Source organism: Streptomyces bottropensis ATCC 25435 (genome assembly GCF_000383595.1).
GTDB lineage: Bacteria > Actinomycetota > Actinomycetes > Streptomycetales > Streptomycetaceae > Streptomyces > Streptomyces bottropensis.
Genome location: NZ_KB911581.1, coordinates 8459108 through 8477077 on the forward strand (window position 1 = coordinate 8459108; position 17970 = coordinate 8477077).

22 protein-coding genes are annotated in these 17970 nt (G+C 72.0%); 14 read left to right on the forward strand and 8 right to left on the reverse strand.

What is annotated here, in order from left to right; all coding sequences use genetic code 11:
• Nucleotides 1-66: 66 nt before the first annotated feature.
• Complete coding sequence (locus STRBO_RS0137405) at nt 67-1323, reverse strand: trypsin-like serine peptidase (RefSeq protein WP_020115701.1); 1257 nt, start codon at nt 1321-1323, stop codon at nt 67-69.
• Between the two features lie 377 nt (nt 1324-1700).
• Between STRBO_RS0137405 and STRBO_RS0137410 the strand changes: the two genes are divergently transcribed.
• Nucleotides 1701-2486 (forward strand): NPP1 family protein, encoded by a 786-nt coding sequence (locus tag STRBO_RS0137410; protein ID WP_005486293.1) that lies wholly within the window; start codon nt 1701-1703, stop codon nt 2484-2486.
• A gap of 174 nt (nt 2487-2660) precedes the next feature.
• Here STRBO_RS0137410 and STRBO_RS0137415 read toward each other — a convergent pair whose 3' ends face one another.
• A complete protein-coding gene (locus STRBO_RS0137415) occupies nt 2661-3362 on the reverse strand; it encodes a copper homeostasis protein CutC (RefSeq protein WP_005486295.1) in 702 nt (233 codons plus the stop codon).
• A gap of 66 nt (nt 3363-3428) precedes the next feature.
• On the opposite strand from STRBO_RS0137415, the gene STRBO_RS0137420 reads away from it, so the two are divergent.
• From STRBO_RS0137420 to STRBO_RS0137440, 5 genes are all read left to right on the forward strand, one after another.
• The gene (locus STRBO_RS0137420; RefSeq protein ID WP_005486297.1) at nt 3429-4403 is read left to right on the forward strand and encodes a helix-turn-helix domain-containing protein; all 975 of its coding nucleotides are present in this window, start codon (nt 3429-3431) and stop codon (nt 4401-4403) included.
• Nucleotides 4363-4563, forward strand: coding sequence for a DUF397 domain-containing protein (locus STRBO_RS0137425; RefSeq protein ID WP_020115702.1), 201 nt, complete (start codon nt 4363-4365; stop codon nt 4561-4563). The genes STRBO_RS0137420 and STRBO_RS0137425 overlap by 41 nt, the downstream gene beginning before the upstream one ends.
• A 55-nt stretch (nt 4564-4618) precedes the next feature.
• Nucleotides 4619-5311 (forward strand): HD domain-containing protein, encoded by a 693-nt coding sequence (locus tag STRBO_RS0137430; protein WP_005486301.1) that lies wholly within the window; start codon nt 4619-4621, stop codon nt 5309-5311.
• Nucleotides 5312-5388: 77 nt separating this feature from the next.
• Entirely contained in the window at nt 5389-6645 is a 1257-nt protein-coding gene (locus tag STRBO_RS0137435; RefSeq protein WP_005486303.1) for a Cmx/CmrA family chloramphenicol efflux MFS transporter, read from the forward strand.
• A gap of 29 nt (nt 6646-6674) precedes the next feature.
• On the forward strand, nt 6675-7778 hold the full coding sequence (locus tag STRBO_RS0137440; protein WP_005486305.1) for a GNAT family N-acetyltransferase: 1104 nt from the start codon (nt 6675-6677) through the stop codon (nt 7776-7778).
• Between the two features lie 120 nt (nt 7779-7898).
• Here STRBO_RS0137440 and STRBO_RS0137445 read toward each other — a convergent pair whose 3' ends face one another.
• Both STRBO_RS0137445 and STRBO_RS0137450 read right to left on the reverse strand, forming a co-directional pair.
• Nucleotides 7899-8174 (reverse strand): DUF4031 domain-containing protein, encoded by a 276-nt coding sequence (locus STRBO_RS0137445; protein ID WP_005486306.1) that lies wholly within the window; start codon nt 8172-8174, stop codon nt 7899-7901.
• The gene (locus STRBO_RS0137450; RefSeq protein WP_005486308.1) at nt 8171-8626 is read right to left on the reverse strand and encodes a hypothetical protein; all 456 of its coding nucleotides are present in this window, start codon (nt 8624-8626) and stop codon (nt 8171-8173) included. Before STRBO_RS0137450 ends, STRBO_RS0137445 begins: the two co-directional genes overlap by 4 nt.
• A gap of 55 nt (nt 8627-8681) precedes the next feature.
• Between STRBO_RS0137450 and STRBO_RS0137455 the strand changes: the two genes are divergently transcribed.
• Nucleotides 8682-9665 carry a MurR/RpiR family transcriptional regulator gene (locus STRBO_RS0137455; RefSeq protein ID WP_028797075.1) on the forward strand — a complete coding sequence of 328 codons (984 nt, stop codon included), beginning with the start codon at nt 8682-8684 and terminating at the stop codon, nt 9663-9665.
• 150 nt (nt 9666-9815) lie between these two features.
• Nucleotides 9816-10733 (forward strand): N-acetylmuramic acid 6-phosphate etherase, encoded by a 918-nt coding sequence (gene murQ / locus STRBO_RS0137460; protein WP_028797076.1) that lies wholly within the window; start codon nt 9816-9818, stop codon nt 10731-10733.
• A gap of 112 nt (nt 10734-10845) precedes the next feature.
• Here the strand turns inward: murQ and STRBO_RS0137465 are convergent, their stop codons facing one another.
• Nucleotides 10846-11637 carry a hypothetical protein gene (locus tag STRBO_RS0137465; protein ID WP_005486311.1) on the reverse strand — a complete coding sequence of 264 codons (792 nt, stop codon included), beginning with the start codon at nt 11635-11637 and terminating at the stop codon, nt 10846-10848.
• 233 nt (nt 11638-11870) lie between these two features.
• On the opposite strand from STRBO_RS0137465, the gene STRBO_RS0137470 reads away from it, so the two are divergent.
• Together STRBO_RS0137470 and STRBO_RS0137475 are read left to right on the forward strand one after the other, a co-directional pair.
• A complete protein-coding gene (locus tag STRBO_RS0137470; protein ID WP_005486314.1) occupies nt 11871-12449 on the forward strand; it encodes a hypothetical protein in 579 nt (192 codons plus the stop codon).
• A gap of 243 nt (nt 12450-12692) precedes the next feature.
• Entirely contained in the window at nt 12693-13559 is an 867-nt protein-coding gene (locus STRBO_RS0137475) for a hypothetical protein (RefSeq protein ID WP_005486316.1), read from the forward strand.
• Here the strand turns inward: STRBO_RS0137475 and STRBO_RS0137480 are convergent.
• From STRBO_RS0137480 to STRBO_RS0137490, 3 genes are all read right to left on the reverse strand, one after another.
• Nucleotides 13550-14233 carry a preprotein translocase subunit SecD gene (locus STRBO_RS0137480; RefSeq protein ID WP_020115706.1) on the reverse strand — a complete coding sequence of 228 codons (684 nt, stop codon included), beginning with the start codon at nt 14231-14233 and terminating at the stop codon, nt 13550-13552. The genes STRBO_RS0137475 and STRBO_RS0137480 overlap by 10 nt on opposite strands.
• Nucleotides 14234-14520: 287 nt before the next feature.
• The gene (locus STRBO_RS0137485; RefSeq protein WP_005486319.1) at nt 14521-14733 is read right to left on the reverse strand and encodes a hypothetical protein; all 213 of its coding nucleotides are present in this window, start codon (nt 14731-14733) and stop codon (nt 14521-14523) included.
• Nucleotides 14730-14960 (reverse strand): hypothetical protein, encoded by a 231-nt coding sequence (locus tag STRBO_RS0137490; protein ID WP_245170641.1) that lies wholly within the window; start codon nt 14958-14960, stop codon nt 14730-14732. The genes STRBO_RS0137485 and STRBO_RS0137490 overlap by 4 nt, the downstream gene beginning before the upstream one ends.
• A 115-nt stretch (nt 14961-15075) precedes the next feature.
• Here STRBO_RS0137490 and STRBO_RS0137495 point away from each other — a divergent pair, with 115 nt between their 5' ends.
• The 4 genes from STRBO_RS0137495 (at nt 15076) to STRBO_RS0137510 (ending at nt 17955) form a co-directional block, all read left to right on the forward strand.
• Nucleotides 15076-15915 (forward strand): helix-turn-helix domain-containing protein, encoded by an 840-nt coding sequence (locus tag STRBO_RS0137495; RefSeq protein ID WP_005486322.1) that lies wholly within the window; start codon nt 15076-15078, stop codon nt 15913-15915.
• On the forward strand, nt 15899-16159 hold the full coding sequence (locus tag STRBO_RS0137500) for a DUF397 domain-containing protein (RefSeq protein ID WP_005486324.1): 261 nt from the start codon (nt 15899-15901) through the stop codon (nt 16157-16159). The genes STRBO_RS0137495 and STRBO_RS0137500 overlap by 17 nt, the downstream gene beginning before the upstream one ends.
• Nucleotides 16160-16238: 79 nt before the next feature.
• The gene (locus STRBO_RS0137505; RefSeq protein WP_086016381.1) at nt 16239-16760 is read left to right on the forward strand and encodes a DinB family protein; all 522 of its coding nucleotides are present in this window, start codon (nt 16239-16241) and stop codon (nt 16758-16760) included.
• Nucleotides 16761-17064: 304 nt separating this feature from the next.
• Nucleotides 17065-17955 (forward strand): hypothetical protein, encoded by an 891-nt coding sequence (locus tag STRBO_RS0137510; protein WP_005486328.1) that lies wholly within the window; start codon nt 17065-17067, stop codon nt 17953-17955.
• Nucleotides 17956-17970 lie beyond the last annotated feature (15 nt).

The following is a 17970-nucleotide window of genomic DNA, read 5'->3' on the forward strand; positions in this document are numbered from 1 at the left end:
CCCGTCCGGGTACGCGCGACGGCCCCCGGCGACCGAGGTCGCCGGGGGCCGTGGTGTGCGGGTGGCCTACTTGAACTTGTTGCTGGTCGCCAGGTAGACCTGCTTGGCGTTCTTCCCCAGGCGCGGGCCGGTGATGAACGTGGCGCGGTCGCTCAGGGAGTTGTTGGAGACCAGGTAGGTGCGGCCCTTGTAGGTCGTGAACCAGGGGCCGCCGGAGGCGCCGCCGTTCATGGTGCAGCCGACCATGTACTGGGCCGGGTAGTCGCTCGGGTAGCTGTAGCCGAGGACGAAGCGCTTGGTGGCGCCCTGGCAGTGGTACATCTTCGAGCCGTCGTACGGGGCCTCGGCCGGGTAGCCGCGGACCTTCATGTTCTTGACCTTGTTGGCGGCGGGGGCGTTGAACCACACCGGCAGGGCCGAACCGACGCGCTCCTCCAGGGACTTGGCGCCCTTCTCCGGCTTCATGTGCAGGACGGCGTAGTCGTACGCGGCGGCCACGGTGCCCTTGCTCGCGGCGCCGCCCTTGATCCAGGGGCCGGAGGTGGTGGCCCAGTCGGCCCAGGCGAGGCCGTAGGGGGAGACGTTGGTGGCGCGGTAGTCCCGGGAGGCCTGGTCGATGTTCAGCTTGCCCGAGTTGTTGAAGGACGGGACGAAGGCGATGTTGCGGTACCAGCCGCCGCCCTTGCCCGCGTGCACGCAGTGCCCGGCGGTCCACACGAGGTTGGACCTGCCCGGGTGGGCCGGGTCCTTCACGACCGCGGCGGAGCAGACGCTCGACCCCTGGGGCGTGGTGAAGAACAGCTTGCCGACCGGGGCGGCGTTCTTGTGGTAGGTCGCCTTGACCTTGGCCGCCCGCTGCTTCTTGACCTTGCCGTCGGGCAGCCAGACCTGGGTGGTCCCGCTCGACCCGGTGGCGGTGTTGCCCGCCTCGGCGACCGCCGGCAGGTCCGGGAGGTTCTCCTCGGCCTCGGCGATGCGCTCGGGCGTCCAGAAGTCCTCGATGTACGGGTTGGCGAAGTCCTCGGCCCTGGAGGCCCAGTCGCCGCCGAAGTCCTGCCAGCCACCGTCCTTCCACTTCCGCAGCGCGTCACCGCTGAGGTCGGTGGGCACGCCCTTGGGGAGCTTGAAGCCGCCGACGGTCGTGTCACCGCCGCTCTCGTCCTGACCGGTGTCGACGCCGTCGCCCGCGTCCGCTTGCGCGGTCGTCGAGCCGCCGGCCTCGGCCCCGCTCTCGTCGGTCTTGCTGCAGGCAGTGGTCGTGACCATGATCGCGGCGATCACGGCGGCCGCGGCCGTGAGGCCGCGGCGGCGTATGAATGGCATGGAAGCCCGTCCCCGTGTGGTGAAACTTGTCATGCCCCCGCTTAGCTGGGGCGGAGACCACTATGCACGCGGGCGGGAGGCGGAACGATCTCCGAGCAGGTGCGCGCGGCGACTTCGCACACAACAACTACGTGGCGGATATCTACCCGTGATGTGCGAGCGCGCGACGGCGTCCGGTGCGCCCGGCGTGGCCACCGGGGTAACGCACAGGATCAGCACCTCAATTGATTCTTCATCACTCAGACACCCCGCGCCTCTTGCGCACTACCCGCGAGTACGGCGAACCTGACCTGCGCATGCCACTTCGCAGCACGTGGCACCCCCGCACCCCGGCTCCCGGCCGTCTCCCCCGCGCCGCGGTCCATCAGGAGGTCGCAGTGAAGACAGGTTCACGCACGCGCACTTCGCGTCGATTCCGCAGATCCGCAGTCACTCTCGCAGCCACCGTCGCACTGGTCGTCGGTGTCGCGGGCAGCGCGTACGCCGCTCCGCCCGCCGCGCTGCCCGCCAACGCCGAGGCGCTGGAGAAGACGTGGCAGCCGGCGTACGACTACGACACGGACGGCTGCTACGCGACCCCCGCGATCGGCGCCACGGGCACGGTCAACGGCGGTCTCAAGCCGACCGGTTCGCTCAGCGGCGACTGCCGGGACGCCTCCGACCTGGACAACACCAACGGCTACTCGCGCTACAAGTGCAACAACGGCTGGTGCGCGATCATGTACGACCTCTACTTCGAGAAGGACCAGGCGGTCGCGGGCAGCAGCATCGGCGGTCACCGGCACGACTGGGAGCACGTCGTCGTCTGGGTGCAGAACGGCACGGCCCAGTACGTCTCGACCTCCAACCACGGCGGCTTCACCGTGCACGCCGCGTCGTCGGTGCGCTGGGACGGCACCCACGCGAAGATCGTCTACCACAAGGACGGCATCCGGACGCACTGCTTCCGTCTCGCGGGCTCCAACGACGAGCCGCCGGAGAACCACAAGGGCACCTGGCAGTACCCGCCGCTCGTCGGCTGGAACGGCTACCCGTCCGGCGTCCGCGACACCCTCGTCGCGTACGACTTCGGCAGCGCCAACTTCGGCCTCAAGGACGGCAGTTTCGCCTCCAACCTCACCAAGGCGATGCCGTCGGGCATCACGTTCGACCCGAACGCGTAGCCCTGCGGGCGGCTTCGGCGGGGGCGGGGTCGGGGTCGCCGTGGAGGCGGCGTCGACCGGACCACTTGACCGCGCGGGTGGCAGCCCGCGCGGTCAAGTGCCCTGTGAGCCGCACAGCCGAGCGGGCGAGCGGGCGAGCGGGCGAGGCGGGCCGCGCGCGGGCCCGTGTCCGGGCTAGGCGACGTGGCCCGCGTCCAGGGCCCGGCGCCATGCGCGTACCGCGTCCGCGTCGACCGGCGCGGACCAGCCTCCCGGGCGCGCCGCTCCTCCGATGTGGAAGGCGTCCACGCGGGCGGCGCGCAGCCGGGGGACGTGGTCGAGACGCAGGCCCCCGCCGATCAGCAGGCGCTGGGTGTAGCCGGGGTCACCGCGTCGCGCGGCCTCGGCCAGCAGCACCGGGAGCCCGGCGTCGACCCCGGACCCCGAGCCCGCCGTGAGGTACGTGTCCAGCCCCGGCAGGTCCGCGAGCTGCTTGCGCAGGGCCTCCCGGTCGGCGGCGCGGTCGATCGCCCGGTGGAACGTCCACGACCGCCCGTCCAGCTCGGCGACCACCCGCTCCACCGCGTCCAGGTCGGGCCCGCCGTCCTCCCCGAGGAACCCGAGCACGAACTCCTCCGCGCCGGCCGCCCGCAGATCGCACGCCACCCGCACCAACGCGTCCACGCGCCCCGCCGCGAACCCGCCGGCGAGCCTCAGCATGACCCGTACCGGGATGTCGACGGCGGCCCGCACCTCCACGAACGTGGCGACCGCCGGGGTGAGTCCGTCGGCCTCCATGTCCGCGACCAGCTCCAGCCGGTCGGCACCTCCGGTCTGGGCGGCGACGGCGTCCTCGGCGCCGAGGGCGATCACCTCCAGAAGCGCGCGCGTGGTCATGGGGCCCCTTCCCTCGGGCTTCGGCTTCGCATGGACGACGGACAGGTCTAGTCCAATTTACAACAGGTGGACCTGTTGGACGCGGCCGTCACGGTTCGCACCTGGACGACCACCCTCCGCATCTACCCTGATCGGGGCGCCGTTCAACAAGAGCGGCTGCGCGAGAGGGAGTTGCCGATGCCGAAGCCGAAGACACTCAACCCCTCCGAGTCCACCCGCGCGATGTACGGCGCTGAACTCCGTCACCGGCGGGAACGCGCGGGGCTGTCCCAGGAGGAACTGGGAGCGGCAATGTTCGTCAGCGGCTCTTTCGTGGGCCAGCTGGAGGCGGGCGTCCGACGGATGCAGCTGGAGTACGCGAAGTCCGTGGACGAGATTCTGCAGACGGACGGATTCTTCGTGCGGAACCTGGCGGCAGCACGGCAGTCGCCCTACCGCGCCCACTTCGCGGATGTGGTGGAGCTGGAAGGCGTGGCCTGCACGATCAAGGACTGGGCACCGTCCTCCATGCCCGGACTCCTCCAGACCCCGTCGTACAACCGAGCCGTGATCCGCGCCTACGACCCGCTTGTCCCGGAGGACGTCGTCGAGGAGCGTATCTCGTTCCGAAAGGCCCGAGCCCGCATCTTCGACAGCCCGGCACCGCCCCTGTACTGGGCGATCCTCGACGAGGTCATCGTACGGCGGCAGGCGGGCAGCGCAGCGGTGATGGCCGGGCAACTGCTCCATGTCGCCGGCATGATCCGGGGCAACCGGATCATCGTGCAGGTGCTGCCCATCAGTGCGGGTGTGCACGCCGGGAACGCAGGCATCTTCAAGCTGATGACCTTCGACGACGCTCCGCCGATGGTGTATTGCCAAGGGTCCGAATCTGGACGCTTGTTGGACGATCCATCTGTATTCGCCCGCTCTGCGCTCACCTACGATTTGCTGGGGGCCGCGGCGTTGTCGCCTGACGCGTCCCTCGCTCTGATCGAGCAGGCGGCCAAGGAGTACAAGGATGCGGACCGCACCCGATCCGAGGACCGCGACCTGGCGTAGAAGCAGCTACAGCGACGGCGCCGGCGACGAGTGCGTGGAAGTCGCCGACGGCTTCCCCGGCCTCGTCCCCGTCCGCGACAGCAAGAACCCGGCCGGCGGTGTTCTCGTCTTCGGGGCCGCCGCCTGGTCGCACTTCGTGGCGGCGGCCCGTGAAGGGTGACCGCCCTCAGTAGAGGGTGATCCGCTCGATGGCCCGGCCACGGCACAATGCGTACATGTCCGCCCCTGAGACACCTCAGACACCCGAGACACCCGGCGTCTCGGAGGCCCGCCGCGTGGCCCTCCGCCACCGCTGGCTCCCCGCGCTGCTCTCCGCCCGGGACGGAGCCTGCGAACCCGCGCCGGGGCCGTACGCGGAGAACCTGATCGAGCGGTGGTCCGAGCCGCAGCGGAAGTACCACACCCTCGATCACCTCACGGCGGTGCTGGACCGTGTCGAGGTGCTGGAGGAGTACGCGGCGGACCCGGATCTCGTGCGGCTGGCGACCTGGTTCCACGACGCCGTGTACCTGCCGGACCGGTCGGAGAACGAGGAGCGGTCGGCCCGGCTCGCCGAGCGGGCGCTGACCGAGGCGGGGGTGCCGGCGGCGAAGGTGGCGGAGGTCGCCCGGCTGGTGCGGCTGACGATCACCCATGATCCGGCCGACGACGACGCCAACGGGCAGGTGCTGTGCGACGCGGATCTCGCGATCCTCGCGTCGCCGCCGGACGCGTACGCCGCCTACGCCGCCGCCGTGCGGGAGGAGTACGGGTTCGTGCCGGACGAGGCGTTCCGGGAGGGCCGCGCGGCGGTGCTGCGCCAGCTCCTCGACCTGCCCCGGCTGTTCAGGACGCCGTACGGGGAGCGGGAGTGGGAGGGCCGGGCGCGGGAGAACCTTCGCACCGAGCTGGCGCTGCTGACGGGCTGACGGGCTGACGGGCTGACCGAGCGCATCGATCGAGCCGCGGGGGAATGCGGTCCTCCGGCCGCCGGTTACCCCTGTACATGTCTTCTCCCGCCACCGCCCAGGACCACCCCGCCCGCTTCCGCATACCCCTCTCCGTCTACGTCCTCGGCCTCGCCGTCTTCGCGCTCGGCACCAGTGAGTTCATGCTCTCCGGGCTGCTGCCGCCCCTCGCCGAGGACATGCACGTGTCCATTCCGCGGGCAGGGCTGCTGATCTCGGCGTTCGCGATCGGGATGGTGGTCGGGGCGCCGCTGCTGGCGGTGGCGACGCTGCGCCTGCCCCGGCGTACGACTCTCGTCGCGCTGATCACGATCTTCGGGTTCGGGCAGGTCGCGGGTGCCCTCGCCCCGAACTACGGCATCCTCTTCGCCTCCCGGGTCGTGAGCGCGCTCGCCTGCGCGGGGTTCTGGGCGGTCGGGGCGGCCGTGGCGGTGGCGATGGTGCCGGTGAACGCGCGGGCGCGCGCCCTGGCCATCATGATCGGCGGTTTGTCGATCGCGAACGTGCTCGGAGTGCCGGCGGGGGCGTTCCTCGGGGAGCACTTCGGGTGGCGGTCGGCGTTCTGGGCGGTGGCGGTGGCCTCGGCGGTCGCGCTCGTCGGGGTCGTGACACTGGTTCCGGCCATTCCCCGGCCCGAGCAGCTGCCCCGGCTCGGGCAGGAGGTCCGGATCTACCGCGACCGGCAGGTCTGGCTGACCATCACCGTCGTGGCGCTCGCCGCCGGCGGTGTCTTCTGCGCGTTCAGCTATCTCGCGCCGTTGCTCACGGACGTGGCGGGGCTGGACGCCGGATGGGTGCCGACGGTTCTCGCGCTGTTCGGGATCGGCGCGCTGATCGGCACGGCGATCGGGGGCCGGGTCGCGGACGCGCACCTCTTCGGGGTGCTGCTCAGCGGGATCACCGCCTCCACCGTCTTCCTCGTCGCCCTGGCGCTGCTCGCCCAGTACGCCGTCGCCGCCGTGCTGCTGTCCTTCCTCCTCGGGGTGTCCTGCTTCTACACCGCCCCGGCGCTCAACGCCCGGCTGTTCAACGTCGCGGGCGCCGCCCCGACCCTGGCCGGCGCCACCACCACCGCCGCGTTCAACCTCGGCAACACCGGCGGCCCCTGGGTCGGCGGTGTGGTCATCGACGCGGGCTTCGGCTTCGCCTCCACCGCCTGGGCGGGCGCCGCCATCACCGCCGCCGCGATCGGCACCACGGCCGTGTCGCTGCGCCTGCACCGGCGTGCGCGGGCCTCCCGGCTGGTGGCCGGGAGCGGTGAGAGCGCCGTAAATCCGGTACGTACGGACGTCTGACCCCGCCTATCCTCGCCGCCATGCGACCAATGGGCGGGGATCAGGTACAGGAAGCCGTCGAACACTGTCTGGCGGTGCTGGAGACGGTGGTCGACCAGGACTGGGAGGGCGTCAAGGCCGGTCGGCTGGAGTGGAGTTGCCGGGGGACGGCCGACCACATCGCCTCGGACCTGATCGAGTACGCGGGGCAGCTGGCGGGGCGGCCGACGACGCGCTGGGTGCCGTTCGAGATCGACATGTCCGAGTGCGAGGGGAACGCCGACGTACTGGAGGTGATCCGGACGACCGGTGCGCTGCTGTCCGCCACCGTCACGGCCACTCCCCGCTCGGTGCGGGGCTACCACCCGTATCCGTTCCGCGCGGCCGACCGTGAGGGCTTCGCGGCGATGGGGGTCGCCGAGGTGCTGCTGCACACGTACGACATCGCGGAGGGCCTCGGGCTGCCCGCGTCCGCGCACCTGCCGCCCGTCGGGCTGTGCGAGACCGTGCTCGCGCGCCTCTTCCCGCACGTCAGGCCCGGTGACGACCCCTGGGCGACGCTGCTGTGGGCCACCGGCCGGGGCGAGCTGCCGGGGCGCGCGCCCGTCACGGAGTGGCAGTGGCGCAATCCGCTGCACATCGACGCCGGACGGATCGTCCTCCAGGGCGTCCACCCGGCCGCCGCGGCCCATCTCGCCGAGGGCGGCACGGGGGGCTTCGACTGGATCGTGGGCGGGCCCATCGACGGGACGCGGGTCGGGGCGGGGCTGGTGTTCCAGGCGTACGAGGCGGGGGTGCACCGGCCGGAGTGGGGCATGTTCGTGCTCGTACGCGAGGAGGACGGGATGGCCGTCGGCGCGCTCGGCTACCACGGCGCCCCGGACGAGGAGGGCCGTGTCGAGGTCGGCTACGACCTGGTCGAGGGGGCGCGCGGGCGCGGCTACATGACCGAGGCACTGCGCGGACTGGCCGGCTGGGCGGAGGAACGTGCCCGGGAACAGGGCGACGTACGGTCACTCTTCGCGGTCGTCGACAAGACCAACACGGCGTCCCAGGGCGTCGTCACCCGGGCCGGCTTCCAGAAGGTCAGCGACGACTGGGGCGACGGCGAGCACGGGACGCAGTTCGCGTACGAACTCCGCCTCGGCATCTGACGTCCACCGGGTCCGACGCGCGCGGACCGGAACCGCACAGACCGGAACCGCACAGGCCGGGACCGCACGGCCGGGACCTCAGCCCGGTCCGCACGGCCCGGACCGCACGGCCCGGACCGCTCAGGCCGTCGTGGCACCCCGCCGCTTCGGTCTGCGCAGGCCCGCCTCCGTCAGCCTGCGCAGCAGCTCCTTCGAGCCGACCTGCGCGGCTCCCGCCCGCACGACCTCCTCGTAACGGTGGGACGGGATGTCGTAGTGGTCGCGTTCGAAGGCGCGCTCGGGGATGCCCAACCGCTGCGCGAAGGCGTGCAGTTCGTCGAAGGAGGCGTCGCTCACGAGGTGGGACCACATGCGGCCGTGCCCCGGCCAGGTGGGCGGATCGATGTAGATGCTCACGAGGAACGCCCTTCTCCGAACGCCCCTCCGGGCCCCTCTCCGAACACCCCTCCGGGCTCCTCTCCCGCCGCTTCTCCGATCGCCGTCCTCAACGCCCCCACCGCCGCGACCCGCACCCCCGCCTTGTGGCACACCCACCGCGGGTCGGGTCCCAGCTCCGGTTCCACGTCGAGCGCGTGCGGGTCGCCGTCGTCGCAGACCGGGCAGAGGGGCCAGCGGCCGTACCGTTCGAGCAGGGCGTCCTGGACGTCCTGGGCGACGAGCCCGGCGACGTACGGCACTCCGTCCGGCCACTGCTCGACCCACCAGCGGCGTTGGACGACCGATTCCTCGACCATGGACACGACATCGGCCTCGGCGACCCTCCCGGCCGCCAGATCGGCGAGTACGAGGGCGCGGGCCGCGTGCAGCGCCTGCTCAAGGGGGCTCACGGGGTCACTGCTGGGGCTCATGCACCCATTGTGCGGCCCTTGACCATACGGCCGGGAAGAAAATATCTTTCATTGTGTGAGTGATGACGTGAAGGAAACTTTCGCAGCCACGGCCGGAGCGGCCGCCGGCCGCCCGGCCGAAGGCCGGAGCGGCTCCGCGACCACGTCGTCCGCACCACCCGCCCCCGCCGCCCTCGCGGCGAAGGTGCGGACGCTGGCCCCGTCCATGACCCGCTCGATGCAGCGCGTCGCGGAGGCCGTCGCGAACGACCCGGCGGCCTGCGCCGCCCTCACGGTCACCGGCCTCGCCGGGCTGACCGGCACCAGCGAGGCGACGGTGGTGCGCACCGCCCGCCTCCTCGGTTACCCCGGCTACCGCGACCTGCGCCTCGCCCTCGCCGGACTCGCCGCCCACCAGCAGTCGGGCCGCGCCCCCTCGGTCACGGCCGACATCGCGGTGGACGACCCGCTCCCCGACGTGGTCGCCAAGCTCGCCTACGACGAGCAGCAGACCCTCGCGGACACGGCGGCCGGACTCGACATGGCCCAGCTCGGCGCGGCGGTCGGAGCGCTGGCCGGGCCCCGCCGTATAGACATCTACGGCGTCGGGGCGTCCGGGCTGGTCGCGCAGGACCTCACGCAGAAGCTGCTCCGCATAGGGCTGATAGCCCACGCCCACAGCGACCCGCACCTCGCCGTCACCAACGCGGTGCAGCTCCGCGCGAAGGACGTGGCCGTGGCGATCACCCACTCCGGCTCGACGGGCGACGTCATCGAGCCGCTGCGGGTCGCCTTCGACCACGGGGCCACCACGATCGCGATCACCGGAAGGCCGGACGGACCGGTCTCCCAGTACGCCGACCACGTCCTGACGACGTCCACGGCCCGGGAGAGCGAGCTGCGACCGGCGGCGATGTCGTCCCGGACGAGTCAGCTGCTGGTGGTGGACTGCCTGTTCGTCGGGGTGGCGCAGCGGACGTACGAGTCGGCGGCGCCCGCGCTGTCGGCGTCGTACGAGGCGTTGGCGCACCGGCACCGGGCCGGCGGTCCGTCCCGGTAGCACCCGGTGACGAGCGCCCCGCCATTGCGCAGGCCTCCGACCCACCCGCAGCACCGCCGTACCACCGCACGGCCCCGTACGGAATGAGCCCCCATGCCCTCCACCCCTGGTACCCCCGGCACTCCCGACACCTCCGCCCTCGCCAACCACATGGCCGTGCGCGCCGAGTTGGAGGCGCTGACGACCGAGGCGTTCCGGCCGGAGCTGGCCGACATCGATCAGCTGCCGACGCTGGACATCGCGAAGCTGATGAACGCCGAGGACGCGACCGTGCCGACGGCGGTCTCCGCGCAGTTGCCGCTCATCGCGGCGGCCGTCGACGCGATCGCGGAGCGGATGGCCCGGGGCGGCCGGCTCGTCTACGCGGGGGCGGGTACGGCCGGGCGGCTGGGTGTCCTGGACGCGTCCGAGTGCCCGCCGACGTTCAACACCGCGCCCACGCAGGTCGTGGGCCTGATCGCGGGTGGCCGGGATGCCATGATCACCTCGATCGAGGGGGCGGAGGACTCGGCGGAGCTGGCCCGGACCGACCTCGACGCGCTCAAACTCACGCCCGACGACACCGTGGTCGGCATCTCCGCCTCCGGCCGCACCCCGTACGCGGTGGGCGCGGTGGAGCACGCGCGCGCGGTCGGCGCGCTCACCATCGGTCTGTCCTGCAACGCGGCCAGCGCGCTCGCCGCGGCGGCCGACCACGGCATCGAGATCGTCGCCGGACCCGAGCTGGTCACCGGCTCGACCCGCCTCAAGGCCGGCACGGCCCAGAAGCTGGTCCTCAACATGCTCTCGACGATCACCATGATCCGTCTCGGCAAGACCTACGGGAACCTCATGGTCGACGTCCGCGCCACCAACGACAAGCTTCGCGCCCGCTCCCACCGCATCGTCGCCCTCGCCACAGGCGCGACCGACACCGAGATCGAAACGGCCCTCACGGCCACGAACGGCCAGGTCAAGCACGCCATCCTCACCATCCTGACCGGCGTGGACGCGGACACCGCGACCCGCCTGCTGACGGAGAACGAGGGCCACCTACGGGCAGCCCTGACCGCCACGACACCCCACTGACCGGCCCCGGTACGGCGACATCCGCTCGGCCTCGATCGGCGGCACCCGCCTCGATCGCGCTGGGGCACAGGAGCTGATGCCGCCCCCGCGACCCGGTCCGCCGGCCCGCCCCTCACCAGCGCCACACCCACCTCGGGCGACACCCCGTCCGCCGCGCCCACACCGAGCAGGCGGCCTCCCAGTCCTTCCTGGCCTTCGCCCGGTCCGGGCGCAGGGAATCGATCAGCCGGTCGCGCTCGCGTTCCTTCTCCGCCTTGCGCTCGGCCGTCTCCTTCCGGATCTTCCGCACCTCGGCGCCGATGTCCGCGCTCTGCCGCTGCCGCTGCGCGCGGTACTCGGTCTCGCGCAGTACGGCGGCGGAGATCTGTCTGGCCAAGCTCTCGACGTCCTTCCTGTCCGCTCGCGGGTAGGCGACGCTGTCCTTGCCCTGCGGCCAGGTCACGCTCAGGGAGACGCCGTCGCCGGTCGCGACGACCCTGACCTTGACCCCGCCCAGGGGCAGGGCCCGGCGCACGCGCTCAGGGGCCCGCTGTTCCTGCGGCGCCCTGACCAGGAAGTGCAGGGCGTGCTCGTACAGCACCAGGTCGCCGAGCCTGTACCGCTCCTCGCCCGGGGTGTCGCGCTGCAGTTCCGCCCGTTTCGCCCGCAGCGCCTGGACCTGCCGCTCCCCCTCCCGTGCGACGCCGGTGGCGGCGCTCCGGACCTTCCCGATCCGGCGGCGGATCTGCCGCTCCCTGGTCCGCCGCAGCAGCCGGGCCTCGCGCAGCTCCCGGCGTGCGTCGGCGTGGTCCGGGTGATAGGCGTGGCGCCGGTCACCCCAGCGGACGGGGTAGAGCAGCACCTGCCGGCCCGCCAGGGCGGCGAGGGCCACGACCAGCGCCGACGACCAAAAGACGATCTCCACCGTGCGGCCTCCCCGATACACCACTGGTGTGCCGCCAGCAGTGTCCCGCCCGGGATCGCCGCACGGAATACGGCCGTAGGTCACGGTTCCGCCGGAACGGGGCACCGAAGGTGCCATGGACACAGGTACCGAGGGCGGCACGGAAACGGGCGCCGGAACCGCTCATGGGCATCGATGTCAGTGGCGTGTGGCACCGTGGGGTGAGTCGATGTCTCCAGGGAAGGACCGAGCCCGTGAACCACGCCCAGCTCACCGCCCTCGGCCGTGCCCTGCGTCTCCTCGGGGAGCACGGCGAGACGCTGAGCGCCGAGACGCCGGACGCCCGGCTGCACGAGGTGAAGGCGGACATCAGGCGTGCTCTGGAGCTGCTGGACGACACGGTCGCGGCGGCCAAGCCGACCACCCGCTGCGCCGAGCATCCGAACGGCCCGGTCGACGAGGAGGCCCCGGACCGCTGTCTCCTCTGCGAGACCCGCCGCCGCGCCGCCCGCCGCACCCAGCTGAACGACAGCTACGGCCCTCCCCGCCCCACCGGCCCCGCCGCCCAGGCCCCCTCGCGCTACGGCATACGGGACGACCGCCCCCAGCCCCAGCAGCGCTGGCTCCCCGAGGCGTGGAACGGCCAGGTCTGGCAGCTCTGCGGCACCCCCCGCCGCGACCGCCGCGAGGCCGAGCTGTTTCTCGCCGCCCAGCGCCGGGGCCCCCGTCCCGCCATCGCGTACCGCCTGGTCCAGGAGTTCACGGACTACGACGTGACGCGTATCTGGGGCGAGCCGGTCCGGATGGACATCGAGCCGATGGGGAACGTCTGAGCGGGTCCCCCGCAGGCCGCCGCACCACCTGACGCCCCCCGGCAGCTGCTGACGCCCCGCTGAACACCCGGCTGACCCCCGGCTGACGCCCGACATCCGCTGATCGGACCAACCCGCGCTCCGACACCGGGCCGCCTCCCCCCAGGTCTGGCAGAGTCGACGGCGGTTCAGGGCCCGTGGTCGACGGCGCCCGACCTCGGTGACCTGGGGAGACGCCATGAGCGAAGCGGCAGACGGCCCTCGATGACACGGCCCGGACAGCACGCCGAGGGCGCCGGGCCGTTCACGACACGGCTCACCTGGCAGCCGCCCGGCGGCGGTACCGCGGTCTGGGAATCGCGGCTCGCCCGGCGCCGCGGACTCATCACCGTCCACCCGACCGGAGCGGCCACCGCCCATCACGCCAGCGCCGACGACGCCACCGTCGCCCGGCTGCGCAGGCTCAACGCGATCGCCGCCACCGTCTTCGTCCTCGGCGGAGCGCTCTTCGCCGCGGGTGCCGCCGTCGCCCAGTTCGGCTCGGGCGACGCCACCACCTCCGCGTCGGTCTACTTCGCCGGCGGCCTGTGCTTCAACATCGGCGGCTATGTGTCCCTGCTCCAGGTGATCAACGCGCCTCGCCATGTGCCGGGGGGCGAAGGCGTCCTGGTCAGTCGGCGCTGGCGATGGTGGAGCTACGAGCCGGGGCGGGCCGACTGGCTGAGCACGTTCGTCCTGTTCGCCGGCACCCTGGTCTTCGCCGTCAACCTGCTCGACTCCTTCCTGCAGGGTCTGACCGCGCAACAGGTCAACCGTCTGATCTGGGCGCCCGACATGATCGGCTGCGTGCTCTTCCTGATCTCCGGGCACCTCGCCCTCGTGGAGATCTGCCACGGCCGGCCGCGCCTGCTGCCGCGCGACCTCGGCTGGTGGATCGTCGCCGTGAACCAGCTCGGCTCCGTCCTCTTCATGGTCTCGGCGTTCGCCGCCTACACCCGCCCGGCCACCGGAAGCCTGATCAACGCCGACATCGCCAACTGGGGCACCCTCACCGGCGCCCTCTGCTTCTGCGTCGGCGGCATCCTCCAGCACGTCGAACGGCCCCGGCCCGCTCACCGTGGTCAGCCCTGAGAAGCCGGCACCGTCGTCACGGAGGACACCCTCAGGCGCACGGGCAGGGCGCCCGTGTCCAGGTTGGCCGCCAGCTCCTCGGCCTCCTGCGGGGTGAAGTCGCCGGAGATCTCGGCCGTGCCACCGGTGATCGCGGTACTCACGGAGGGAGCGGAGACGACCGTGCCGTCGAGGACGATGGCGAACTGGTTCTGCGGCGGGGTCTGCTGGGCCAGCCGGCCCGTCACGTCGGCGAACTTCTTCGCGCCCGCCGAGGTGAACTCCAGCGTCACGAACCAGCCGCCGCCACGCGCCGCGTCGACGTCCGCCGCCGCGTCGGACACATCCGTGCCGGGCACGGCGACCGGGCCGAGTTCGTACGTGGACAGGGCGCCCTGCTGCTCCCCGCACGCCCTCAGGGGCTGCGACGGGGACGCGTCCGCCTGCGCCCCGCACGTGCCCTCGTCCTGCGTCGGAAGCTGGCTGAGCACCGGCCGGAACGCCAGCTCGGCCGGCGCGCCCAGCGCCTTCAACGACTCCTCGCTCTCGGCCGGGCCGGCCACCGTGATCTGCCGCTTCTCCTCGACCGTCACCTCGACATCCGTCAGCTCGGCCGCCTTCACCCGGTCCCGCATCAGCCCGGCGGCCCGTTCCAGGGTGTCCGGGCCGACCGGCTCGGCGGACGTGAACGTCACGTACGCCCGGCCCCCGCCTCCGCCCCCGCCCCCGGAATTCGAGGCGGAGGCGGAGGGGGAGGCCGGGGCCGTGCTGCGCGGCCTGTCCGACCCCGCCTTCGCGTCGCCGCCGGACCCGCCGCCCGTATCACCGCCCGGCCCACCGCACCCGCACACCAGCCCGACCAGACACGCCACCAGCCCGAGCGTCCCGCGCATCGCCGTCCCCCGCCCTCGATCCATGACCGTCCAGCCTGGCACGGTCACCCCGCAAAGGGGACAGCTTCCCTCCAAGTGTCACCAAGCGCTCAACACGGCAGCCTTCCCTCCTCGTTGACCCGCCGCACCCGGGCCCGCAGCACCTCCCCCGGGGCCGCCTCGCGGAGCGCGCCCGGCGGGCAGTCCCACTCCCGTCCACCCCCGACCGGCCGCAACTGCACGTAACCGCCCTCCCGGCCCATCACCTCGCCGATCCGGCCGTCCCGCGCGTCGATGGCGTACGACCGCGCCGACGCCGTCACGTCTCGGCCGCCTCACGCAGGACGGCGGCCAGGTCGGCGGCGACCTGGAGGTTGCAGCAGCCCAACTCGACGAGCGGGTACGGCAGTTCGCTGGCTCCGGTGATCGGATCGACCCGCAGCGACGGCAGGACGATCCCGACGCCGCGCAGCGCCCGGTCGAGCTGCTCCACGGCCTCCTCGGTCGTCCGCACCGGGTTGCGCCTCTTCGCTGCCGCTCTGTTCTCCACGCCCACGCCCTCCACACTGGGTTGCCGATTCACCACACAGCGTGTCCGAAGGGGCTTTAGCCTGGCCAGATACGACGCCCCAACAGGGGTTCTGCTGGACAGGGGAGCTGTGGCCATGCCAGGACCGAAGGATCTGGACCCGTCGTCGTCACCCCGGGCGCTGCTGGGGGCGGAGTTGCGGCACGCCCGGGAGAGGGCGGGGCTCAGCCAGGAGGACCTGGGCCAGCGGTTGTTCGTGAGCGGGTCGTTCGTGGGGCAACTGGAGTCGGCGGTACGGCGGTTGCAGCCGGAGATCGCACGGCTGATCGATGTGGCACTGGAGACGGGGGATTTTTTCCTGCGGAATTGCCAGGCCACCGCCAAGTCCAAGTATCCGGAGCACTTCGCGCAGGCAGCCGAGGCCGAGGCAGTCGCTTCGAGGATCAGGGAGTACGCGCCCATGCTCATCCCGGGGCTGCTCCAGAACGGCGCCTACGCTCGGGCCGTCTGCATCGCGCATCAGCCGACCGCCCCTGACGGGGCGATCGACAAGCTCGTCTCGGCACGGCTGGAACGAGCCGGGCTCCTCGACGATCCAACAAAGCCTCTGCTGAGGGTCGTACTGGACGAGGCGGCGTTGCGTCGCGTGACGGGCAGCCCTGCCGTCATGGTCGAGGCCCTTCGCCACGTCGCCGCCCTCGTCCACCGGCGTCGGATCATCGCGCAGGTGCTGCCGTTCAGGGCGGGGGCACACACACTGATGGGCGGGGCGATCAAGCTGATGGGCTTCGACGACGCTCCGCCCCTCGTCTACTTCGAGGGCCCCGGAACCGGCAGGCTGGAAGACGACCCGGCCACCGTCACTCGCTACGAACTGGCCTACGATTTACTGGGAGCCACCGCGCTCTCGCCCCACGAATCTCTGGCCTTGATCGAATCGGTGGCGGAGGATTACGCCCATGAAGATCAGCCCTGAGTACGGCCTCCACTCGGTGACCTGGCGCAAGTCCACGTACAGCGACGGCAGCGGCGGCAACTGCCTAGAAGTGGCCCACTGGTACAAGTCCAGCTACAGCGAGGGCAGCGGCGGCAACTGCCTAGAGGTCGCCGAAGGCCACCCCACCCACATCCCCGTGCGGGACTCCAAGACCCCCCTCGGCCCGGCACTCGTGTTCCGGGCCGAGGCGTGGTCCGCGTTCGTCGAAGACCTCAAGCAGTAGCGGACAGGATCTGACCTAATCGACTCCTAACGTGGTCTCGACCGACGGAACCGAACCGGAACCCACGGAGGCCGAGACCATGACCAACACCGCAACCGGCGAGCGCGCGGAACTGCTGGAAGCCCTCTCCAAGCAGCGCCATTTCATGCGGTTCACCACGCGCGACCTCACCGACGAGGAGGCAGGTCGTCGCACCACGACCAGTGAACTGTGCCTGGGCGGCCTGATCAAGCACGTCACGTCGGTGGAACGGAACTGGGCGGCCTTCATCGTGGACGGACCCTCGACGATGCCGGACTTCACCGCCATGACCGAGGCGGACTGGGCGAAGCGCGCCGACGAGTTCCGGATGCTGCCCGGCGAGACGCTGGCCGGTGCGCTGGCGGAGTACGCCGAGGTGGCCGACCGGACCGACGAACTGGTGGCCACACTGCCCGACCTGAACGCGTCCCACCCGCTCCCGAAGGCCCCCTGGTTCGAAGAGGAGGCGAGCTGGTCGGCCCGCAGGGTGCTGCTGCACATCATCGCCGAGACCGCGCAGCACGCCGGTCACGCGGACATCATCCGGGAGTCCCTGGACGGCGCGAAGAGCATGGGCTGACGCCTCGACGGACCGGCCCCGAAGCTCAAGCCGTCAGCCGCGAGCCCTCTTTTTTCGGATGGGGAGGTGGGCCTCAACCCACCCTCCCACCCGGCAAGTTGACGTCACGCGTTCGACTTGCCACGCAGGGTGACGATGCTGATACGGTGCCCGCAGACGAAACAGCCCCCGCCAGGTGTTACCAGCACCTGCGGGGGCTTGACCTACGAGATCGAAGGAAAAGTTCGATCCCATGGCTGTTGCCAACTTTAGTGCTGCCGCCCCGCCCGCGCACGCGATCCCGCCCGCCCCGCACCCCCACCCGATGGCGGCCCCGGGCTACGGCAAGCGCGCCGCCCCCGGCCAACTCCCCCGTTCGGCCCATGACTTCGCCGGACTCCCGCCCCGCGAAGCAGCGATCGCCGCGTTCATCGACCGCCTGCCCGACGGCGCCGACATCAGCGTGAAGACGCTGGCCAAGGAGCTGCCGTACGGCCAGTGCGCCCTGCGGACCGCCCTCAACAGGCTGCAGAACGCGGGCCACCTGCGCCGGGGTCGCGAACACCTGACCGCCGCGTCGGGCACCGCGCACTGGATCACCCGAACGTGGTTCTCGCGTACCGCGCGCGACGACCTCTGGTGGGCGAGGTTCACCCGGGGTGACGTACCCGAGGAGGAGCCGGAACGGGCCCGTCCCACCCGCTCCCGCGCCCACATCCTGCTCGCCGCCCTCGGCCGTACGGTTCCGGCCCTGTCCCTCTCGCAGGCCGACTGCGTGGCCCTGGCCCCGCTGCTGGCACCGTGGTTCGAGCGCGGCGCCACCGAGGAGCACATCCACCGGGCCCTCACCGCCGGCCTCCCCGTCCCGGTCCACAGCCCGGCGGCCCTCATCCGCACCCGCCTTCGCGACAAACTCCCACCGGAGCCGGAACCGGAGCCGGAGCCGGAGCCGCAGCCGCCATGGGAGCCGGAACGGGCCCCGGAACCACACCCCTCCCGGCCGCCTCTCCGCATGCTGGAATGCGCCCACTGCCGCGCCCCGGGCCGCCCGGAAGCCCTCCCGGGCGGCGTCTGCGCCACATGCCGGGGCGAACGCCCTCCGCCCCTCCACCCCCAGGCACTCCTGACCTCATCAACCGTCCAGGCCCGCGCGGCGGAGATCCGCGCGGCGATGGACCAGCGACGACAGGAGCGTCAGGAAGGGACCCCGGTATGAGCGCCTCTCTGACTA